This is a genomic window from Pseudomonas sp. PSB11 (genome assembly GCF_014596605.1).
Lineage (GTDB): Bacteria > Pseudomonadota > Gammaproteobacteria > Pseudomonadales > Pseudomonadaceae > Aquipseudomonas > Aquipseudomonas umsongensis.
Genome location: NZ_NOIO01000003.1, coordinates 92,298 through 111,513 on the forward strand (window position 1 = coordinate 92,298; position 19,216 = coordinate 111,513).

The 19,216-nt window shown below is 60.5% G+C and carries 19 protein-coding genes; 11 read left to right on the forward strand and 8 right to left on the reverse strand.

Annotated features, from left to right (window positions below; all coding sequences use genetic code 11):
* Positions 1 to 111: 111 nt before the first annotated feature.
* A complete protein-coding gene (gene mazG, locus CGA21_RS05395; RefSeq protein ID WP_188263823.1) occupies positions 112 to 945 on the forward strand; it encodes a nucleoside triphosphate pyrophosphohydrolase in 834 nt (277 codons plus the stop codon).
* Positions 946 to 973: 28 nt separating this feature from the next.
* A complete protein-coding gene (locus CGA21_RS05400; protein ID WP_020799705.1) occupies positions 974 to 1,516 on the forward strand; it encodes a DUF2058 domain-containing protein in 543 nt (180 codons plus the stop codon).
* A 70-nt stretch (positions 1,517 to 1,586) separates the two neighbouring features.
* On the opposite strand, the gene CGA21_RS05405 is transcribed toward CGA21_RS05400, so the two are convergent.
* The 6 genes from CGA21_RS05405 to CGA21_RS05430 form a co-directional block, all read right to left on the reverse strand.
* On the reverse strand, positions 1,587 to 1,775 hold the full coding sequence (locus tag CGA21_RS05405) for a hypothetical protein (protein WP_020799704.1): 189 nt from the start codon (positions 1,773 to 1,775) through the stop codon (positions 1,587 to 1,589).
* A 397-nt stretch (positions 1,776 to 2,172) separates the two neighbouring features.
* On the reverse strand, positions 2,173 to 3,393 hold the full coding sequence (fabB, locus tag CGA21_RS05410) for a beta-ketoacyl-ACP synthase I (RefSeq protein WP_008016529.1): 1,221 nt from the start codon (positions 3,391 to 3,393) through the stop codon (positions 2,173 to 2,175).
* An 11-nt stretch (positions 3,394 to 3,404) separates the two neighbouring features.
* Entirely contained in the window at positions 3,405 to 3,920 is a 516-nt protein-coding gene (gene fabA, locus CGA21_RS05415; RefSeq protein WP_003179264.1) for a 3-hydroxyacyl-[acyl-carrier-protein] dehydratase FabA, read from the reverse strand.
* 247 nt (positions 3,921 to 4,167) lie between these two features.
* Positions 4,168 to 6,069, reverse strand: coding sequence for an ATP-binding protein (locus tag CGA21_RS05420; protein ID WP_110754197.1), 1,902 nt, complete (start codon positions 6,067 to 6,069; stop codon positions 4,168 to 4,170).
* Positions 6,066 to 6,998, reverse strand: coding sequence for an ABC transporter substrate-binding protein (locus CGA21_RS05425; RefSeq protein ID WP_110754195.1), 933 nt, complete (start codon positions 6,996 to 6,998; stop codon positions 6,066 to 6,068). The genes CGA21_RS05420 and CGA21_RS05425 overlap by 4 nt, the downstream gene beginning before the upstream one ends.
* Before the next feature lies 1 nt (position 6,999).
* Positions 7,000 to 9,123: a TonB-dependent receptor plug domain-containing protein gene (locus CGA21_RS05430; protein ID WP_110754193.1), complete on the reverse strand. Its 2,124-nt coding sequence runs from the start codon at positions 9,121 to 9,123 to the stop codon at positions 7,000 to 7,002.
* A 195-nt stretch (positions 9,124 to 9,318) separates the two neighbouring features.
* Here CGA21_RS05430 and CGA21_RS05435 point away from each other — a divergent pair, with 195 nt between their 5' ends.
* The 9 genes from CGA21_RS05435 to CGA21_RS05475 all read left to right on the forward strand — a co-directional run bounded on the left by CGA21_RS05435 (position 9,319) and on the right by CGA21_RS05475 (position 17,289).
* Complete coding sequence (locus CGA21_RS05435) at positions 9,319 to 10,344, forward strand: NAD(P)H-dependent glycerol-3-phosphate dehydrogenase (protein WP_110754191.1); 1,026 nt, start codon at positions 9,319 to 9,321, stop codon at positions 10,342 to 10,344.
* 29 nt (positions 10,345 to 10,373) lie between these two features.
* Entirely contained in the window at positions 10,374 to 10,721 is a 348-nt protein-coding gene (locus tag CGA21_RS05440) for a DUF4389 domain-containing protein (RefSeq protein WP_020799699.1), read from the forward strand.
* Positions 10,718 to 11,173 carry a phosphohistidine phosphatase SixA gene (gene sixA, locus CGA21_RS05445; RefSeq protein ID WP_179053713.1) on the forward strand — a complete coding sequence of 152 codons (456 nt, stop codon included), beginning with the start codon at positions 10,718 to 10,720 and terminating at the stop codon, positions 11,171 to 11,173. The genes CGA21_RS05440 and sixA overlap by 4 nt, the downstream gene beginning before the upstream one ends.
* A 161-nt stretch (positions 11,174 to 11,334) precedes the next feature.
* Positions 11,335 to 12,990, forward strand: coding sequence for an AMP-binding protein (locus tag CGA21_RS05450; protein ID WP_188263738.1), 1,656 nt, complete (start codon positions 11,335 to 11,337; stop codon positions 12,988 to 12,990).
* A 31-nt stretch (positions 12,991 to 13,021) separates the two neighbouring features.
* Entirely contained in the window at positions 13,022 to 13,465 is a 444-nt protein-coding gene (locus CGA21_RS05455; protein WP_020799696.1) for a hotdog fold thioesterase, read from the forward strand.
* A gap of 119 nt (positions 13,466 to 13,584) precedes the next feature.
* Positions 13,585 to 14,391 (forward strand): alpha/beta fold hydrolase, encoded by an 807-nt coding sequence (locus CGA21_RS05460; protein ID WP_188263739.1) that lies wholly within the window; start codon positions 13,585 to 13,587, stop codon positions 14,389 to 14,391.
* Positions 14,388 to 15,242, forward strand: a complete 855-nt coding sequence (locus tag CGA21_RS05465) for an alpha/beta hydrolase (protein ID WP_188263740.1) — start codon at positions 14,388 to 14,390, stop codon at positions 15,240 to 15,242. The genes CGA21_RS05460 and CGA21_RS05465 overlap by 4 nt, the downstream gene beginning before the upstream one ends.
* Before the next feature lie 118 nt (positions 15,243 to 15,360).
* The gene (locus CGA21_RS05470; protein WP_110754184.1) at positions 15,361 to 16,167 is read left to right on the forward strand and encodes a DUF4892 domain-containing protein; all 807 of its coding nucleotides are present in this window, start codon (positions 15,361 to 15,363) and stop codon (positions 16,165 to 16,167) included.
* A 69-nt stretch (positions 16,168 to 16,236) separates the two neighbouring features.
* A complete protein-coding gene (locus tag CGA21_RS05475) occupies positions 16,237 to 17,289 on the forward strand; it encodes an AI-2E family transporter (RefSeq protein ID WP_188263741.1) in 1,053 nt (350 codons plus the stop codon).
* A 20-nt stretch (positions 17,290 to 17,309) separates the two neighbouring features.
* Here CGA21_RS05475 and CGA21_RS05480 read toward each other — a convergent pair whose 3' ends face one another.
* Together CGA21_RS05480 and CGA21_RS05485 are read right to left on the reverse strand one after the other, a co-directional pair.
* Positions 17,310 to 18,362 carry a sensor histidine kinase gene (locus tag CGA21_RS05480; protein ID WP_188263742.1) on the reverse strand — a complete coding sequence of 351 codons (1,053 nt, stop codon included), beginning with the start codon at positions 18,360 to 18,362 and terminating at the stop codon, positions 17,310 to 17,312.
* The gene (locus CGA21_RS05485; RefSeq protein WP_110754179.1) at positions 18,362 to 19,120 is read right to left on the reverse strand and encodes a response regulator; all 759 of its coding nucleotides are present in this window, start codon (positions 19,118 to 19,120) and stop codon (positions 18,362 to 18,364) included. The genes CGA21_RS05480 and CGA21_RS05485 overlap by 1 nt, the downstream gene beginning before the upstream one ends.
* Between the last annotated feature and the right edge of the window lie 96 nt (positions 19,121 to 19,216).

The following is a 19,216-nucleotide window of genomic DNA, read 5'->3' on the forward strand; positions in this document are numbered from 1 at the left end:
CCTCACCCCTGTAGGAGCTGCCGCAGGCTGCGATCTTTTGATCTTGATTTTTTAAGATCAAAAGATCGTAGCCTGCGGCAGCTCCTACAGTGCGTTTGAATGGGATTAATGATGTACAGCCTTGAAGACTTATTGCACCTGATGAACCGCCTGCGCGACCCGCAGTACGGCTGTCCGTGGGACATCAAGCAAACCTACGCCACCATCGTCCCGCACACCCTCGAGGAAGCCTATGAAGTTGCCGATGCCATCGAGCGGGGTGATTTCGATCACCTGCAGGGTGAGTTGGGCGACCTGCTGTTCCAGGTGGTCTACTACAGCCAGTTGGCGCGGGAAGAAGGGCGTTTCGAATTCGCTGGTGTGGTCGACAGCATCACCCGCAAGCTGATCCGCCGTCATCCGCATGTATTTCCCACCGGTGATCTGTACGCGCCGCTGGATGTACCGCGCTTGAATGAAGAGCAGGTCAAGCAGCGCTGGGAGGAGATCAAGGCCGAAGAGCGCGCTGAGAAATCCGCTGCACCGCAACAGCTGTCCTTGCTCGATGATGTCCCGGCAGCATTGCCGGCATTGTCCCGTTCGGCAAAATTGCAGAAGCGCGCTGGGCAGGTCGGTTTCGACTGGCCCGACGCCTTGCCCGTGCTGGACAAGGTCCGGGAAGAACTCGATGAAATACTCGAAGCGATGGCCGATGACGACTCGGTGGCGATTGCCGATGAAGTCGGCGACCTGCTGTTTTCCGTGGTCAATCTGGCGCGTCACCTCAAGGTCGATCCGGAAACCGCGCTGCGTGGTGCCAACAGCAAGTTCGAGCGACGCTTCCGTTTTATCGAACAGGCATTGCGCGACACCCATCGTCCCATGGAAGATTGCACCCTCGAAGAGTTGGACGCCCTGTGGGGCGAAGCCAAACGCCAGGAAAAGAATGTGCCCAGCTGCGGTTGAGCAGTTGCCTAAGTGAGTAATAAGCACCATGAGCATTTCCCTTCGCGACCAGTTGCTCAAAGCAGGGCTGGTCAACCAGAAGCAGGCCAAGCAGGTCAGCAAAGACAAACAGAAGCAGCAACGCCTGGCCCACAAGGGACAGATCGAGCTTGATGATTCCCAGCAGCGCGCAGCCCAGGAAGCCATGGCTGAGAAGGTCAAGCGTGACCAGGAACTCAACCGCCAGCAGCAGGAAAAAGCCGAGGCCAAGGCCCGTGTCGCGCAGATCAAGCAATTGATCGAGGCCACGCGCCTGCCGAAATTGACGACCGAGGACTACTACAACTTCGTCGACGACAAGAAGGTCAAGCGCCTCTCGGTCAACACGCTGATGCGTAACAAGCTCAGCAACGGTTCGCTGGCTATCGTGCATCACGCCGGCGGTTATGAAGTGATCCCCCGTGAAGCCGCCCTGAAGATCCAGGAGCGCGATCCGCAGCGCATCGTGCAACTGAATGTGCAGACCGAAGAAGTGGCCGCCGAGGACGATCCGTACGCGGCCTATCAGATCCCGGATGACCTGATGTGGTAAGTGGTTAACCGCTGCAATAACGACAAACCCCGCTCATGGCGGGGTTTGTCGTTTTCAATGCGGTCATTGCTCAAGCGGAGCGTAGCGCTCGTTGCTGCTCCAGGGTTTCCAGTTCGGCCTTGTAGTTGTGGGCGTCAGTCTCGCTATGGAACATCCCGACCAGCAGGTCCTGTTGGTACACATCCCAGATGCGGACACCGGCGGCTACGCCTTCGTGTGACATGCGTGAATCGTCGCGTTCAGTTACTTTTACAGTCATCTGCTAGCTCCAATTTCTATTATCTGCAGCAAGGCATGTGCAGGACTTCGTTATAGAGTTTGGTAGCTTGCTAAGTAAACGACTGAGTTTGGAAAGAGTTTGTTGCAGAATTGGAAACAGTCCTGCAGCCCGCGTAATCCGCGACATTCGGTCGCAGCGCCGTAAGTTTCATGACAAAAGCTTCATCTCCAGAGGCCTCACGCACCCCCGTAGGAGCTGCCGAAGGCTGCGATCTTTTGATCTTGTTTTTCGGCGATGCCAGGAAGATCAAGATCAAAAGATCGCAGCCTTCGGCAGCTCCTACAGGGGTTTGTGTTTGCCGCGAGGTTTTCTCAAGACGAAAAAAAACGCCCCGAACCAGTCGGGGCGTTTTCATGTGCGACTCAGCAGCGGGGAATTACTTGCCTTCCCAGCGCTTCAGTACCAGCGTGGCGTTGGTGCCACCGAAACCGAAGCTGTTGCTCATCACGGTGTTGATGGTGGCGTTTTCGCGGGTCTTGGTCAGCACCGGCAGGTCGGCCACTTCAGGGTCCAGCTCGTCGATGTTGGCGGAACCGGCAATGAAATTGCCTTCCATCATCAGCATGCAGTAGATCGCTTCGTGAACGCCGGCGGCGCCCAGGGAGTGACCCGACAGGCTCTTGGTGGAGCTGATGGCCGGAGCCTTGTCGCCGAACACTTCACGCACGCCTTTCATTTCCGCGACGTCGCCGACCGGAGTCGAAGTGCCGTGGGTGTTCAGGTAGTCGATCGGGGTGTCGACGGTGGACAGCGCCTGCTGCATGCAGCGGATCGCGCCTTCGCCGCTTGGGGCGACCATGTCGTAGCCGTCGGAGGTCGCGCCGTAGCCAACGATTTCCGCGTAGATCTTCGCGCCGCGGGCCAGAGCGTGTTCCAGCTCTTCCACCACGACCATGCCGCCACCGCCTGCAATGACGAAGCCGTCACGGTCTGCGTCGTAGGCGCGGGAAGCTTTTTCCGGGGTGTCGTTACGCTTGCTGGACAGTGCGCCCATGGCGTCGAACAGGAACGACTGGCTCCAATGCTCTTCTTCACCGCCGCCAGCGAACACGATGTCCTGCTTGCCCATCTGGATCTGTTCCATGGCGGTACCGATGCAGTGAGCACTGGTGGCACAGGCAGAAGCGATGGAGTAGTTCAGGCCCTTGATCTTGAACGGCGTGGCCAGGCAGGCGGAAACGGTGCTGCTCATGGTCCGCGTGACGCGGTATGGGCCAACGCGCTTTACGCCTTTCTCGCGCAGGATGTCCAGCGCTTCCATCTGGTTCAGTGTCGATGCGCCACCGGAACCGGCGATCAGGCCGGTGCGCGGGTTGGACACTTGCTCTTCGGTCAGGCCGGAGTCAGCAATGGCGTCTTTCATGGCCAGGTAGGCGTATGCCGCCGCGTGGCCGACGAAGCGATAGATCTTGCGATCGATCAGTTCTTCAAGGTTGAGGTCAATGGAGCCGGAAACCTGGCTACGCAGACCCATTTCGGCATATTCCGGGTTGAACCGGATGCCAGGGCGGCTTGCACGCAGGTTAGCGGAGACGGTCTCTTTGTCATTGCCCAGGCACGAAACAATGCCCAGACCAGTGATAACGACGCGGCGCATGCGGATAACCCTTAGAAGTTGTCAGTGGAGGTGAAAACGCCGACCCGGAGGCCTTCGGCGGTGTAGATTTCGCGACCGTCGACAGTCACCGAACCGTCGGCGATGGCCAGGTTCAGCTTGCCCTTGAGGACGCGCTTGATATGAATGTTATAGGTGACTTTCTTGGCGGTCGGCAGGACCTGGCCGAAGAATTTCACTTCGCCCGAACCCAGCGCACGGCCACGGCCCGGCAGGCCTTGCCAGCCCAGGAAGAAGCCGACCAATTGCCACATGGCGTCGAGGCCCAGGCAGCCCGGCATCACCGGATCACCTTCGAAGTGGCAGGCGAAGAACCACAGGTCCGGAGTGATATCCAGCTCGGCGACCAATTCACCTTTGCCGTACTTGCCACCCTCTTCGCTGATCAGGGTGATGCGATCGACCATCAGCATGTTCGGGGCGGGCAGTTGCGCGTTACCTGGGCCGAACAGCTCACCGCGACTGCAGCGCAGCAGGTCTTCCCGGGTAAAGGCGTTTTGTTTGGTCATGCGAGCTCCTCAATAGTCCCATGCGGCAGGTGGGGCAAATCATCCCGGCCGATCGAAGCGTTCATGCCTCGAGCCGGCAGCCTACTCATAGACTATTGCGTTGTAGTGAAAGTCACAGCACCAAGGACATGAATGTACACTTGTGCACTGAAATTTTTAATCAAGCCCCTTTTCGAGCTTGTTCGGGTGCCTAAGACTGCCGCACTTTCGCCTTTCACGCCAGTCACAGATGCTCGAAAGGCCTGTACTACTGCACCCATCGCTGCAGAATTTGCTGAAGATCAGTGCGTTTGAAGGGCTTGGCCAGGTAATCGTTCATTCCCGCCGACAAACAAGCTTCGCGATCCCCCTGCAAGGCGTTGGCGGTCAGGGCAATGATCGGCAAGTCGGTACAGCCAGGCAGTTCACGAATCTGCCGGGTGGCCTCATAACCGTCGATGACCGGCAGTCGGCAGTCCATCAGTATCGCCTCGAAGATAAGGCTCTCGGCACTGCGCACTGCCTGTGCGCCATCGGCGGCAACGCTGACAGTAAAGCCCAGGCTGCGCAGCATGGCTTCGATCACTGTCTGGTTGACCGGATTGTCTTCGACCAGCAGCACATTGCGCCCTTCGCCATCCCCCTTGTGGGTCGGTACGCGCGGTACCCGAGCCGGCAAGGCCTGCTGATACAACGCCAGCGGAATTTCGAGGGTAAAGACCGAGCCACGGCCTTCCTCGCTCTGGGCGCGCAAGGTGCCACCCATGCGTTCGGCGAGTGTGCGTGCAATCGGCAGGCCCAGGCCGGTCCCACCATAGCGTCTTGATATGGAGCTGTCGGCCTGTTGAAACGCGTCGAACATCAATTCCAGGCTTTCGGGGGGAATGCCAATCCCACTGTCGCGCACCGTGCAGGTGAACCACAGCAGTTCGTGATCCAGGGACTGCCACTGCGATTCGATGCGCACGCGTCCCTGTTCAGTAAACTTCAAGGCATTGCCGACCAGATTGACCAGTATTTGCCGGATGCGCGTCGGGTCACCCTGAACCTGCAGCGCGCGCATGTCTTGTGGGATCTGCAACTGTAGATCGAGCCCGCGTTGGACGGCGCTGTGCTGGAACGACTGGGCGCAACTGCCGATCAGGTCCGCGAGATTGAAGGGAATATGCTCCAACTCCAGTTCTGAGCGTTCGATACGCGAAAAATCCAGGATGTCATTGATGACTTTGAGCAGGTGCTCGGTGGATTCCGAAGCCAGGGCAGCGTATTCGAGCTGTTCTTCGGTCATCCGGGTGGTTTCCAGCAACTGCAGCATGCCCAGCACGCCATTCATCGGCGTGCGCAGTTCGTGGCTCATCATGGCGAGGAAGTCGGACTTGGCGTTATTGGCCTTTTCCGCTTCCTCGCGGGTCTGGATCAACTGCGCCATGGCCTGGTGCTGTTCGTGGCTGGCCTGCTCGAGTCCCTTGGCGAGGTTGTTGATGTGTTGCGACAGGGCGCCGAGTTCGGTGTCATCAACGATGGGCAGGGGCGTTTTGTAGTCGCCAGCCTGGATCGCCTTGACCGCATTGCCGATATCGCGGATCGGTTGCGACAGGCTCGCGGCCAGGCGCCGGGCGACCATGAAGGTAAACAACAGGGCGAACAGCGCCAGAATGCCAGCCTTGAGCAGGATTTCCTGCTGACGCTGGCTGAACGCATCACTGGAAAGCCCCACAATCACCCGACCCAGGTAATCCTCGGTGGGAGCCGTGGGGGGCACGCTGGCGTCCTGGAAAAAATCATTGTGCAGCGCGATCCGTTGCAGGCGCACGGGGGCCTGGAAGACTTCAACCTGGTGCGGCTTTTGGTAGCTTGCCGAAGGTTGCTCGACATACACCAGAATCCGGTTGGCGCTGTCCTGCACCTCCAGGAACCGTACGTTGGGCGTGGCCAGCGTGGCCTTGAGCAGGCTCTCGAGCACTTCGTTATTGCCCGAAATCACCCCGTATTCGGTGGCCGGCGCCAGTTGGTTGGCAATCAACTGGCCGGTGTGGTTGAGCTCCTGGCGCAGGTCCTGGATCCGCACGAAAGTGAAGAAGCTGATCAACAGTAACGTCAGCAGCAGGGCGGGGCCGAGGCTGATGATCTGGGTACGGGTACTGATGTCCCAGCGGCGACGGAAGGTCATGGCTGGCGTTCTCCTTCTGCCAACAGCGTTGCGACAGCCACTTCATTGACCTGTTCAAGCCCCAGGGAACGAGACACCTGCCGATTGCTCGAGACTTTGAAGCGGTGTGGATATTGCGTGCGTGGCCACGTGGCGGGTGGCAGGTCGAGCAGCTCATCGAGAATCGCCAGCCAGTCGCTTTGATCGCTGTAGGTACTGGCCAGGCTCCCGGCCTTGACGAACCCTGCATTGGGACCGATCAAGGCCAGTTGTCGCGCATAGCTGCTGAGCAACAGGTTTTTCGCGGTTTTCGGGTTGTACAGATCGGGGTCGTCGAGGCCCAGTACTACATCGCTGTTGTCCAGCAAAGCCTGCAAGGGACGACTGTCCTGGGTGTTTTCCCAACGTTCGGTGACCACTTCAAGACCCAGGGGGTAGGCGGCCTGGCGCAATTCCCGCAACAGGAACTCGCTATGGCTGTCGTACAGGACGCCAACCCGCTTGGCCTGGGGCAGCAGGACACGGGTGAGGCGCAATTGCCGGTCCAGTGGCGGATCGCTCCAGAGCAGGCTGAGGTGCGGGGGCAGGGCGTGCCCAAGGTGTTGTCGCGCCTGCAGGCGGCTGATACGCAGCACCAGTGTCGCCGGGCCGCGAGGGTCCTGCAGGCGCCAGTCGAGACTGGGCAGGTCGAGCAGGATCAAGCGGGTGTCCGCCGCCAGCTTGCCAGGTGGCGGCAGGCTGGCCAATGGCTGGAAGTGCACGTTGTCGGCCGGTCGCATTTGCACCAGGGCCTGGACGAAGGATTGCACGCCGGGGCTATCGTCGACACCGGTGAGGAGAATGTCCGCGGCGCTGGCCGACTGGTTGTGTAGCCAGCCACCGGACAACAGGCAAGCCATGGCCAGCAGGTGGCCAAGGATTGACGGCTTGCGTGACGGACGATGGGGCATCTTAAAACGCCAACTGCGCGCTGAAATACATCAAGCGACGCTCGTCATAGTTGTTGTCGACAAAGGAGGTGGGCTGGTTGTCGAGGCGCTGCTGCAGCACACCGGCCAGTTCCAGATGAGTCTTGCCCAGGCGGATGCGCCTGGCGATGCGCGTGTCGACGCGTTCGAAGCGGTAGCCGTTGAGCGCGTCGTCAGCATAATAGAAGAGCGCGCTGTTCCAGCCATGGCCCCAGTCGCGCAACCAGGCGGCAGAACCACTGTTGCCTGCAGTCTGTTGTGCATCTAGCCGGTTGCTCGCGTCAGCGTCGACGTAGGCATAGGTTAGGCGCAAGCGGTCGGCGCTGCTGATTTTCCAGTCGAGTTGGGTTTCCGCTCCGGTGTAGCGAGCGGTGTTGGCATTGCTGGCGATGTACTGGTTATTGCGCAACGGCTCACTGATCATCCCGGTGATCTCGTCGTAGAACAGCTTTACATCGACGGCCAGGCCCGATTCGGCAAAGTAACCGTTATAGCCCAGTTCCCGGGAACGCATGTGTTCCTGGTCGAGGTCGCCGGGGCCGCGGGTCTTGACGAAATAGCGGGCACTGGGCTGGCCATAGGCGCCGGGTTGCAGGTGGGTGACCTGGTAGCTCCAGTTGACGTTGTTCTCGAACATGTCCGGCGAGCGGACGGCTTGCGAGTACACCGCACGCAAGCCGTGGCGCGGATTGATCAGGTAGTTGACCGCCATCCGTGGGCTCAGTGAGCTGCCGATCAACTGCGTGTCTTCGAACATGGCACCGCCCTGCAGGAGCCAGTGTTCGCTGGCGCGCCATTCGAGCTGGCCGAACGCTCGCCAGGTGGTGTCATCGAGAGTGCCATTGAAGTAGGTCTCGGAATCTGCCCGGTCGTAACGATAGTTCAATCCGCTGACCAGCCGCAGGTTATCGGACAGGCTCAGGGTGTCCTGCAATTCAAGGTCGTAGCGCGATTCCCGAGTGCTTTGGTCGATATCGCCGCAGACCGTTTGCCGGGCGCCGTTGCGCCACTGGTCAAGGACTTGATTGGCCAATGCGCGTTGGGTCGGATCGGCGTCAGGGGGCCCGGAGACCAGAAAGCTCTCGATGTTACGCGCCAGGCGTTCCGTGTAGTTCGGGTTGAGTTGCCAAAGCTCGCTGAGTTCGGGGCTGAACGATACTTCGGCATCGCAGGCGCGCCAGGTTTGCTGACGGTCCCAGTGCTGGGCCGACCCCTGGATGTAAAGGCTGTGCTCGGTGTCCAGGTCGAGATTCCAGCGCAGCGAGCCGGCGTAGTCCTTGGCGCTGACGTCGGAATTGTCCCCAGCGCGGGTAATCCCTGAAAACACCGGGCGGTAGGTATAGGGGCGCTGATTGGTGCCGTCCTTGGCATTCACCTGCCATTCGATGCCTTGTCGTTCGTCGAGCGACTGACTGACGGCAAGGTTGAAGCGCTTCAAGCGTCGACTGTCATGGTAGTCGCCGCCCCAACGGTCGGTATCAAAGCCATCGTCTTGCTGGCCAGACAGCGACAGACGTAAATCGCCGTCCTCCCAACCCACGCCCTGGCTGGCATAAAAGTCGTCGATGCCACGCTGGCCGCGGGTGACTTTCAGGCGCGTACCGTGGCTGTCGGCCGGATTACGCGTGATGATGTTGACCACCGCCATCAGCGCATTGGCGCCATAGCTGACGGTATTCGGGCCGCGGAAAACCTCGATACGCTCGATGTCCTCCATGGCAACCGGAATATCGCTCCAGTCGACCGTGGCCAGCCCTGCGCGGTACACCGAGCGGCCGTCGATCAATACTTGCAGGCGCCGTGCTTCGGTGGCGCTGGTGCCGTGGTAATTCACCGTGGCCTGATTACCGCTGATATTGCCGACCATCATGCCGGGTACCAGGCGCAGCACTTCACTGATGTCGCGCGCGCCGCTGGCATTGATCAGCGCAGTGTCGAGCACCGTCATGCTCCCCGGCACGGCAGCCGGCGACTGTTTCAGGCGCGTGGCCGTGAGTACTTGCGGCAACGGTTCGCTGTCGAGAAACAAGTCGTCGGCCATCGCCGGCGAGCTGAACACCAGCGCCAGGACCAACGGCGAATGGGGTGAAGTCGAACCCAGGGACACAGCACATCCTTGTTAACGATCGATGGCGCGCATGTTAACCGAGCCCGTTGACTTTTCCAGTCACGATGTAAGCATTTTCCTGGGTATTACCGGACTTCTTCCTACCCGTGCCGGTAATTGACGCGGGGACTGGCCGACACGGGGGCGCTCCGTATAATGCCGACATTGCCACTGGTATGGATTAACGGATTACATATGACTCAACAGCGCCCGATCGCGGTTTTGGGAGGCGGAAGTTTTGGTACCGCCGTGGCTAACTTGCTGGCCGAAAATGGTCATCAAGTCCTGCAATGGATGCGTGACCCTGAACAGGCCGAGGCCATTCGGGTCAATCGCGAGAACCCGCGTTACCTCAAAGGCATCAAGATCCTGCCCGGCGTCACGCCGGTCACTGACCTGCTGGCCACCCTGGATGCGTGCGACCTGAGTTTTGTCGCGCTGCCCTCCAGCGCGTTGCGCTCGGTGCTGGCCCCGCAGGCTGATCGACTCAGCGGCAAAATGCTGGTGAGCCTGACCAAGGGCATCGAAGCCCACACCTTCAAGCTGATGAGCCAGATTCTCGAAGAGATCGCGCCACAGGCACGCATCGGTGTGTTGTCCGGGCCGAACCTGGCTCGTGAAATCGCCGAACATGCATTGACCGCCACAGTGGTCGCCAGCGAAGACGAGGCGCTCTGCCAGCATGTCCAGGAAGTTCTGCACGGCCGCACCTTTCGTGTGTATGCCAGCGCCGACCGGTTTGGCGTGGAACTGGGCGGTGCGTTGAAAAACGTCTACGCGATCATTGCCGGCATGGCGGTGGCGATGGGCATGGGCGAAAACACCAAGAGCATGCTGATAACCCGGGCGCTGGCGGAAATGACCCGCTTCGCGGTGAATCAGGGTGCCAACCCGATGACATTCCTCGGCCTGGCGGGCGTGGGTGACCTGATCGTGACCTGCTCGTCGCCAAAAAGCCGTAACTATCAGGTCGGGTTCGCCCTCGGCCAGGGCCTGAGCCTCGACGAGGCAGTCAATCGCCTGGGCGAAGTCGCCGAAGGCGTGAATACCCTCAAGGTGCTCAAGGCCAAGTCCCAGGAAGTTGGCGTGTACATGCCATTGGTCGCCGGGTTGCACGCGATCCTGTTCGAAGGGCGCACGCTTGAGCAGGTGATCGAACTGTTGATGCGGGGCGAGCCGAAGACCGATGTCGACTTTATTTCCACCAGCGGCTTCAACTGAACCCCCACTTCACAGGAACGGAGCGAGAAATGAGTGATCCAAAAGTAGAAGCCAAATACGAGTCCATCCTGCTTCGAGTGCTGTGGATGGTGGTGTTCCTGCTGGTCTGGCAGGTGGCGCAGTTCATGCTTGGCGCCGTGGTGCTGGTGCAATTGATCTATCGTTTGATCTATGGCGCCCCGAGCGCCAGCCTGATGAACTTCGGCGACAGCCTGAGCCAGTTCCTGGCCCAGATCGGTCGTTTCGGCAGCTTCCACAGCGACCAGAAACCTTGGCCGTTCGCCGATTGGCCGACGCCGCGTACGCCGGAAGGTGAAGCGCCGCACGTGGTGGCGCCTGCGCCGCACCCGGCCAGAGATGAGGAACCCAAGCTATGAAACTCTGGGTATTGCGTCATGGTGAAGCCGAGCCACACGGCTCCAAACCCCACGATTCGGAGCGGGAGCTGACCGACAATGGTCGTGAAGAAGTGCTGCGGGCCGCCGCCAACCTGGTTGGCCAGCCGCTGACAGCGATTTACGCCAGCCCTTACATGCGAGCGCAGCAAACCGCACACCTGGTGAAAGATGCATTGGGTTTCGAACCGGAAATCCGCACGGTTGAGTGGCTGACCCCGGATTTCGATCCCGACCGAGTCACCGATCAACTGAAATCGGTGACCAACGTGCTGCTGGTTTCTCATAACCCGCTCGTGGGAAACCTGCTCAGCTACCTGCAACATGGTGCGGGTCATCCGCCAGAGAAGGTCAGCACCGCGGGCCTGGCCGAGCTGGAAAACTCTGAATTGCTGATTGGCGCAATGAAGCTCAACAGCATCAAGCACCCTTAAAGGCAAAAGACCACTGCCAGCGGCGGCGCCTAAAAGGGGTTTCAGCGTTTCCGCCGTAGGAGCTGCCGCAGGCTGCGATCTTTTGATCTTGAAAAATAGCCAACCAAGCATTTGCTTGGTTGGCTACGCTTGCTCCAGACCAAAACAAAGGAGCGAGTCCCATGCCTGCTGCTTCCCGTTTGCCCCTGGACGTCTTCTACGAGCGCGAGGCCCGTCATCCTCGCCAGCGCTTTCTCGTCCAGCCTGTGGGCGGTGGCCGAGTCGAGACCTTGAGCTGGGAGGACGTCGGTCATCAGGCACGCTGCGCGGCCCATTGGCTGCGATCCCGGGAACTGCCCCAGGGCAGTCATATCGCCCTGATCTCAAAAAACTGCGCACACTGGATCATTGCCGACCTGGCAATCTGGATGGCCGGGCATGTCTCGGTGCCGTTGTACCCCAACCTCACCGCCGAATCGGTGGCCCAGGTGCTCGAACACTCTGAAGCGGCGCTGGTATTCATCGGTAAACTCGATGACTGGCCTGGCATGTCCCGTGGGGTGAATCCCGAGCTACCGACCATCAGCCTGCCGCTACATCCGCCCGGCACTTTCGATTTCAGCTGGGACGACCTGCAACGCAGTTCGCCGATCCAGGACGATCCCAAGCCCGCCGCCGATCAACTGGCAACCATCATCTACACGTCCGGCACCACCGGCATGCCCAAGGGCGTGATGCACAGCTTCGCCAACCTGGGATTCGCCACCACGCGCGGCACGCAGTTATTCGGTCTCAATGAGTCGGATCGACTGTTGTCGTATTTGCCGTTGTGCCACGTTGCCGAACGGATGTTCGTCGAACTGGCATCGATTTACACCGGGCAAACCGTGTTCTTTGCCGAAAGCCTTGACACCTTCCTGACGGACTTGCGACGTGCCCGGCCAACGGCGCTGTTTGGCGTGCCGCGCATCTGGACCAAGTTCCAGATGGGGGTGTACAGCAAGATCCCGGCAAAGCGCCTGGATTTCCTGCTCGGGCTGCCGATTATCGGCAAGCGGGTCGGGCACAAAGTCCTCGCCGGGTTGGGGCTCGATGCCTTGCGCGTGGCCTTGTCCGGTGCGGCGCCGGTGCCCCTGAGTCTGCTGCTGTGGTATCGCAAGCTCGGACTGGACGTGCTGGAGGTCTATGGCATGACGGAGAGTTGCGGTTACTCGCACATTTGCCTGCCGGGCCAGAACAAACCAGGCTGGATTGGCATGCCGTGCCCGGAGGTCGAGGTGCGCATCGACGAATCGGGCGAGGTCATGGTACGTAGCGGGGCGACCATGCTGGGGTATTTCAAGGATCCGCAGAAAACCGCCGACACCATCACCGAGGACGGCTTCCTGCGCACCGGCGACAAGGGCGAGGAAGATGCCGAAGGCAACCTGCGCCTGACCGGGCGCTTGAAGGAAATCTTCAAGACCAGCAAAGGCAAGTACGTAGCGCCGGCGCCGATCGAAAATCGCCTGGCGGTGCATTCGCGCATCGAGCAGGTGTGCGTGGTCGGTGATGGCTTGAATGCGCCACTGGGCCTGTGCGTGCTTTCGGCCGTCGGGCAGCAGGAGACACGGGCCGGGTTGCATTCAAGCCTGGAAAAGCTGCTGGAAGAGGTCAACAGCGTCCTCGACAAGCACGAACGCTTGCGGCGGCTGGTGGTAGTCAAGGACAGCTGGGCGGTGGAAAACGGTTTTCTCACACCGACCCTGAAGATCAAGCGCAACGTCATCGAAGCCACTTACGGCGCTCGCTTCGAAGAATGGAGCGAGCACACCGAAGCGGTGCTGTGGCAGGATTGAGCCACGATAAAACCAACAAGGAAAACCTGCTATGAGTCTGTGGCGTACCGTTCCCAACATCGAACAACTGAACGCAATTCAGAAAAACACCATCGGCGAACTGTTGGACATCCGTTTCGAAGCCTTCGATGAAGAGTCCCTGACCGCGAGCATGGTCATCGACCATCGCACCCATCAGCCGTATGGCTTGCTGCATGGCGGCGCTTCGGTGGTGCTGGCTGAATCAGTCGGCTCCATGGCCAGTTACCTGTGCATCGATGCCAGCAAGTTTTACTGCGTGGGGCTGGAAATCAACGCCAACCACCTGCGCGGCTTGCGCAGCGGCCGCGTGACGGCGGTCGCCAAACCCATTCACATCGGGCGTACGACCCATGTCTGGGATATCCGCTTGACCAGTGACGAAGGCAAGGCCAGTTGTGTCTCGCGGCTGACCATGGCTGTGGTGCCACTGGGTGATAATCCGCCAGCACGTTGAACTCCCCGTTCCTTTTATTCGCATGGCCGGACTGTCATCATTCCTGTCAGTTACGGTCATTGCTCAAGAACGCGGTCTTGCGGACAATCGGGTTTGTTTTCGCGGATGGATCGACCGGTATGTCGCAACAGATATTTTTCGCCCACGCCAATGGTTTTCCTTCGGGAACCTACGGCAAGTTGTTTGCGGCGCTGGCACCCGAATTTCAGGTGACGCATCTGGAGCAACACGCCCACGACCCACGTTTTCCGGCGGACGACAACTGGTACAACCTGGTGGATGAACTGATCCACCACCTGCAGCAGCAGTCGCAGCCGGTGTGGGGCGTCGGTCATTCCTTCGGTGGCGTACTGCATCTGCACGCGGCGTTGCGTTGCCCCCAGTTGTATCGCGGTGTGGTGATGCTCGATTCGCCGGTGCTGACGCGCACCGATCAATGGGTCATTCGCGCAGCCAAGCGCTTGGGTTTCATCGACCGCCTGACCCCGGCCGGGCGCACCCTGGGGCGTCGTGAAGAATTCGCCGACCTCGAGAGCGCCCGCCGTTATTTCGCTGGCAAGAGCCTGTTTCGCAGCTTCGATCCGGAGTGTTTCGATGCCTACCTGCACTATGGTTTGCATCAGGACGGCGACAGGTTGCGCTTGCGTTTCGACCCAGCCACGGAAATCAGCATCTACCGTGGCGTACCCCACACCAGCCCGGGCCGCCTGCGGCAGTTGCAAGTGCCGCTGGCGGTCGTTCGCGGGCACGAGAGCCGGGTGGTGATGCGGCATCACACCAGTTCAGTCGGGCGCATGCCAAATGGCGAGGCGCTGAGCATGCCTGGCGGGCACATGTTTCCTCTGGAACGGCCGCAGGAGACGGCCGTACTGCTGAAAAACCTGTTCGAACGCTGGACCGCTCGCCAGCAACGGGATTGCGCATGAGCCAGGTCGTCGAAGAAGTGCGCCTGAGCCTGCCGCATATCGAGTTGGCGGCGCATTTGTTTGGCCCTGAAGACGGTTTGCCGGTCATTGCCCTGCATGGCTGGCTGGACAACGCCAATAGCTTCGCCCGCCTGGCACCCAAGCTCAAAGGCTTGCGCGTGATCGCCCTGGACATGGCCGGTCACGGGCACTCAGGGCACCGCCCACCCGGTGCCGGTTACGCCATGTGGGACTATGCCCACGATGTGTTGCAAGTTGCAGAGCAGCTTGGATTGAAGCGGTTTGCGTTGCTGGGACATTCGATGGGCGCCATCGCCTCGCTGATCATTGCCGGTTCGTTTCCGCAGCGAGTCACTCACCTGGCGTTGATTGACGGGGTCATCCCTCCCACCGACAAAGGCGAAAACGCTGCCGAACGTATGGGCATGGCCCTGCAGGCGCAACTGGACCTGCGGGAAAAACGCAAACCGGTCTACAGCACCCAGGACCGCGCCATCGAAGCGCGCATGAAAGGCCTGGTGGCGGTCAGTCGCGAAGCCGCCGAGTTGCTGGCCCAGCGTGGCTTGATGCCGGTGCCGGGCGGCTATACCTGGCGCACCGACAATCGCCTCACGCTACCATCGCCGCTGCGCCTCACCACCGAGCAGGCCATGGCCTTCGTCCAGCGGGTCGCCTGTCCGGCGAAACTGGTGGTCGCCGCTGACGGCATGCTCGCCACACATCCGGAGTTGCTGGAGCGTCTACCCTTTAGCCTTGAACAGCTGCCAGGCGGCCATCATTTGCACTTGAATGATGAACCCGGTGCCGACCTTGTCGCAGACTGTTTCAATCGGTTCTTCGCCATTCCTTGACTTGCGCCGGGCAACTGTCGAGGCTGGGTGGGTTGAAAAGGGAGACAACCATGATAGACCTCTACACCGCTGCGCCCCCGAATGGCCACAAGGGCATGCTGATCCAATGAGTCTATCCATGCGCTCATTCAGTTTGCTGGTGCTCTGTTGTTTCAGTCCACTCTCATTAGCCGCCGATCTGCCCGGCAGTCAGGACTTGCCGATCGTGCCGCGCATGACCGATGCGCAAATCGTCGACTATCGCCCCATGGCAGAGCTTGAACGGATCTACCCGCTCGGCTCGATCCGCAAGATCAGCGGTCAGTTGCGCTTTGACGGGCAGGTCAGTGCTCGTGGGCATGTTACCTCGGTGACCTATGAATTGCCGGCGGAGCATTCCTCGACCGAGGCCTTCACCGCTGCGCGCGAAGCGCTTCAACAGCAGGACGCCCAATTGCTGTTCTGGTGCCAGGCGCGAGATTGCGGCGAAAGCAGCCTATGGGCCAACGAAGTGTTCGGCAACGCCAAGCTCTATGGCGCCGATAGTGAGCAGGCTTACCTGCTGTTACGCCTGGCCGCACCGAAGGACAATACGCTGGTGGCGCTCTACAGCATCACCCGTGGCAATCGCAAAGCCTATCTGCACGTCGAACAATTCGACGCCGTCGCCCCGCTGGGGGAATTGCTGCCGACGTCCGCAACCTTGTTGCGCGAGCTCAAGAGTACCGGTGAACTCGACTTCCCCAAGTTGACGCAAGCACCCGATGACACCTGGTTGCGCCTGATCTCCCGGGGCCTGAACCTGGACACCACCTTGCGGGTCAGTGTGTCCGGGCCCAACGCTGAAGCCTGGCGTCAATCGTTGATCGAGCAGGGTGTACGTGCGGCGCGGATGGAAACCGGTGGTGTCGACGGTTCTGGATTGCATATCAAACTGCTGCGATAAGTGTCATCCGGCGAACACGCGTGGCGTGTTCGCCTACTCTTTTTGCTGAATGACTTTTTCGAGACTGTGATGATCAATAACGATCGGCTGTTGGTGCAGATCCTGCTCCTGGTGCTGTTTGGCGCGAGCTTATGGGTGATGGCGCCGTTCTGGTCGGCCCTGTTCTGGGGCGCGGTACTGGCATTCGCCAGTTGGCCACTGATGCGCCTGCTGACCCGCTGGCTCAATGGCCGCGAATCCCTGGCAGCGGCCCTGCTGACCGTGGGCTGGATGGTGCTGGTGGCGGCGCCGCTGGTATGGCTGGGGTTCAACCTGGCGGACCATGTGCGCGACGCCACGGCGTTCATCAAGGACGTGCAGGTCGACGGCCTGCCTGAAGCGCCGCACTGGCTGGGTGGCATTCCCCTGGTGGGCGAGCGGCTGGTGGTCATCTGGAACAGTGTCGATCAGCAGGGCGCGGCGATGATGGTGTCGCTCAAGCCTTATCTGGGGCAGGTCGGCAACTGGTTGCTGGCGCGTAGCGCACAGATTGGCGGCGGCATCCTCGAGCTGACCCTGAGCATTGTCTTCGTATTCTTTTTCTATCGCGATGGCCCACGGTTGGCGGCCTTTGTTCATGGATTGCTGGAGCGGCTGATCGGCCACCGTGCCGGTTACTACATCGAGCTGGTGGCCGGCACCGTGCAACGGGTGGTAAACGGCGTGATCGGCACCGCCGCGGCCCAGGCGGTCCTGGCGTTGATCGGCTTCCTGATTGCCGGGGTCCCCGGGGCACTGGTGCTCGGTATCGTGACCTTCCTGCTCAGCCTGATTCCCATGGGGCCGCCGCTGGTATGGATTCCAGCCACTGCCTGGCTGGCCTGGAAGGGCGAGTACGGGATGGCGGTGTTCCTCGGCGTATGGGGCATGTTCATCATCAGCGGCGTGGACAACGTGCTCAAGCCTTACCTGATCAGCCGGGGTGGGAATTTGCCGCTGGTGATTGTGTTGCTAGGGGTGTTTGGTGGGTTGATCGCGTTCGGATTCATTGGCCTGTTTATCGGGCCGACGTTGCTGGCCGTGGCTTACAGCCTGTTGACCGACTGGAGCAAAAGCCATTCGCGGATTGATGACCGTCGCTGAATTCAATCCTTGCGCTGCACTCAAGTCCTGGGCAGGCGGATGATCGCCGTCAGCCCACCACCGGGCGTTTCTTCCAGGCTGAGCTGCCCGCCCAGGCGTTGCGCTGCCTCGCGAGCAATGGTCATGCCCAGGCCGACGCCGCCGGAGTTGCGGTTGCGTGAGCCCTCCAATCGGAAGAACGGTTCGAATACGGCTTCACGTTTATCCGCCGCGATCCCTGGACCATGGTCGATGACCCTGATCACCAGGTGTTGGCGATTATCTTCGAGCGTGATCAACGCATTCCCGGCATAACGCAAGGCGTTGTCCAGCAGGTTGTTGATACAGGAGCGCAGCGCCATCGGCTGGACTTGCAGCGGCGCGCAATGACCGCTGGCCTGGACGTTTGCCCCCTGATCCTGGGCGTTTTCGCTCAGGGACTCGACCAGCGCCTGCACATCCATCCACTGTGACGCCTCGCTGGTGCGCTGTTCGTGCAGGTAGCCGAGCGTTGCATCGAGCATGCTGATCATGTCGTCCAGATCCTGGCGCATCTGTCCTTGCAGCTTGTCATCGTCAATTTGCTCCAGGCGCAGTTTGAGCCGCGACAGGGGCGTGCGCAGGTCGTGGGACACCGCGCCGAGCATGCGCGAGCGCTGCTTGACCTGCTCGATGATGCGTTGCTGCATTTTGTTGAACGTGTGCGCCGCTTGTCGCGCTTCCCGCGGGCCGGATTCCTCCAGTGGCTTACTGTCGAGGTTTTCACTCAGGCGTTCGGCCGCGTCGCTCAGGCGCTGAATCGGCCGGCTGAGTAATTTGGCGCCGTACCAGGCTGCAATGATCAGCGAGATCAGCTGAAACGTCAGCGGTACCAGTGGTCCGCCAAACCATGGCCTCGCAGGGTGGGGGGCCAGGCGCGGGTCCATCGGCGGGCGTTGACCCGCCAGGTCTTCGGAAAATGTCGGTGGCGTGGGGGGAGGGGGCGGCGGGCCGTAATAGTGAAACCATGCAAATGCCAGCAGGTGTGCCAGGACAATCGCGATCAGCAGTACTCCAAACAGGCGGCCGAACAACGTATCGAAGCGCGCCCGCATCAACCGATGTCCCGGGCGTCAAACAGGTAACCCTCACCACGGACGGTTTTGATCAGTTGCGGGGCCTTGGGATCGTCACCGAGTTTCTGCCGCAGGCGCGACACCAGCAGGTCAATGCTGCGATCGAAGGCTTCGATCGAACGGCCACGAGCGGCATCCAGCAGTTGCTCGCGGCTGAGGACCCGGCGCGGACGTTCAATAAACACCCACAACAGGCGAAATTCGGCATTGGACAGCGGCACCACCAGGCCATCGGCTGCAACCAATTGGCGCAGCACGCTGTTCAGGCGCCAATTGTCGAAACGGATGTTCGCCCGTTGTTCGCTGCGGTCGTCCCGCACCCGGCGCAGAATGGTCTGGATGCGTGCGACCAGCTCGCGGGGTTCGAACGGCTTGGCCATGTAGTCGTCGGCGCCGAGCTCGAGGCCGATGATCCGGTCGGTGGGTTCGCAACGTGCCGTGAGCATCAGAATCGGAATATCCGATTCGCCGCGTAACCAGCGGCACAGCGACAGGCCGTCTTCGCCGGGCAGCATCAAGTCGAGCACCACCACGTCGAAATGCTCCGCCTGCATCGCCAGGCGCATGGCGGCGCCATCGGTGACACCGCTGGCGTGGATGTTGAAGCGCGCCAGGTAGTCGATCATCAGCTCGCGGATCGGCACATCATCGTCGACGATCAGTGCGCGAATGCTCCAGCGCTTTTCATCGCCGGGCGCTTTTTGATCGTCGTTCACGGGGGCTGGAGAGTTGTGCATGCGTGGGTTCATCTGCCAGGTAGGCTGCCAACCACAAAGATAGGCTGCGAGGTTGTGGTTCCAGCATAGGCGTCCTGCCCGGAGGCGGGAAGTGCT

What these genes read in the sequence shown, in the direction of transcription:
- CGA21_RS05465 (WP_188263740.1), top strand. Translation starts at nt 14,388, where the DNA reads ATGAGCCAGGTCGTCGAAGAAGTGCGCCTGAGCCTGCCGCATATCGAG.
- CGA21_RS05440 (WP_020799699.1), top strand. Translation starts at nt 10,374, where the DNA reads ATGAGTGATCCAAAAGTAGAAGCCAAATACGAGTCCATCCTGCTTCGA.
- mazG (WP_188263823.1), top strand. Translation starts at nt 112, where the DNA reads ATGTACAGCCTTGAAGACTTATTGCACCTGATGAACCGCCTGCGCGAC.
- fabA (WP_003179264.1), bottom strand. Translation starts at nt 3,920, where the DNA reads ATGACCAAACAAAACGCCTTTACCCGGGAAGACCTGCTGCGCTGCAGT.
- CGA21_RS05400 (WP_020799705.1), top strand. Translation starts at nt 974, where the DNA reads ATGAGCATTTCCCTTCGCGACCAGTTGCTCAAAGCAGGGCTGGTCAAC.
- fabB (WP_008016529.1), bottom strand. Translation starts at nt 3,393, where the DNA reads ATGCGCCGCGTCGTTATCACTGGTCTGGGCATTGTTTCGTGCCTGGGC.
- CGA21_RS05405 (WP_020799704.1), bottom strand. Translation starts at nt 1,775, where the DNA reads ATGACTGTAAAAGTAACTGAACGCGACGATTCACGCATGTCACACGAA.
- CGA21_RS05475 (WP_188263741.1), top strand. Translation starts at nt 16,237, where the DNA reads ATGATCAATAACGATCGGCTGTTGGTGCAGATCCTGCTCCTGGTGCTG.
- CGA21_RS05460 (WP_188263739.1), top strand. Translation starts at nt 13,585, where the DNA reads ATGTCGCAACAGATATTTTTCGCCCACGCCAATGGTTTTCCTTCGGGA.
- CGA21_RS05450 (WP_188263738.1), top strand. Translation starts at nt 11,335, where the DNA reads ATGCCTGCTGCTTCCCGTTTGCCCCTGGACGTCTTCTACGAGCGCGAG.
- CGA21_RS05425 (WP_110754195.1), bottom strand. Translation starts at nt 6,998, where the DNA reads ATGCCCCATCGTCCGTCACGCAAGCCGTCAATCCTTGGCCACCTGCTG.
- CGA21_RS05420 (WP_110754197.1), bottom strand. Translation starts at nt 6,069, where the DNA reads ATGACCTTCCGTCGCCGCTGGGACATCAGTACCCGTACCCAGATCATC.
- CGA21_RS05480 (WP_188263742.1), bottom strand. Translation starts at nt 18,362, where the DNA reads ATGCGGGCGCGCTTCGATACGTTGTTCGGCCGCCTGTTTGGAGTACTG.
- CGA21_RS05485 (WP_110754179.1), bottom strand. Translation starts at nt 19,120, where the DNA reads ATGCACAACTCTCCAGCCCCCGTGAACGACGATCAAAAAGCGCCCGGC.
- CGA21_RS05470 (WP_110754184.1), top strand. Translation starts at nt 15,361, where the DNA reads ATGCGCTCATTCAGTTTGCTGGTGCTCTGTTGTTTCAGTCCACTCTCA.
- CGA21_RS05435 (WP_110754191.1), top strand. Translation starts at nt 9,319, where the DNA reads ATGACTCAACAGCGCCCGATCGCGGTTTTGGGAGGCGGAAGTTTTGGT.
- CGA21_RS05455 (WP_020799696.1), top strand. Translation starts at nt 13,022, where the DNA reads ATGAGTCTGTGGCGTACCGTTCCCAACATCGAACAACTGAACGCAATT.
- sixA (WP_179053713.1), top strand. Translation starts at nt 10,718, where the DNA reads ATGAAACTCTGGGTATTGCGTCATGGTGAAGCCGAGCCACACGGCTCC.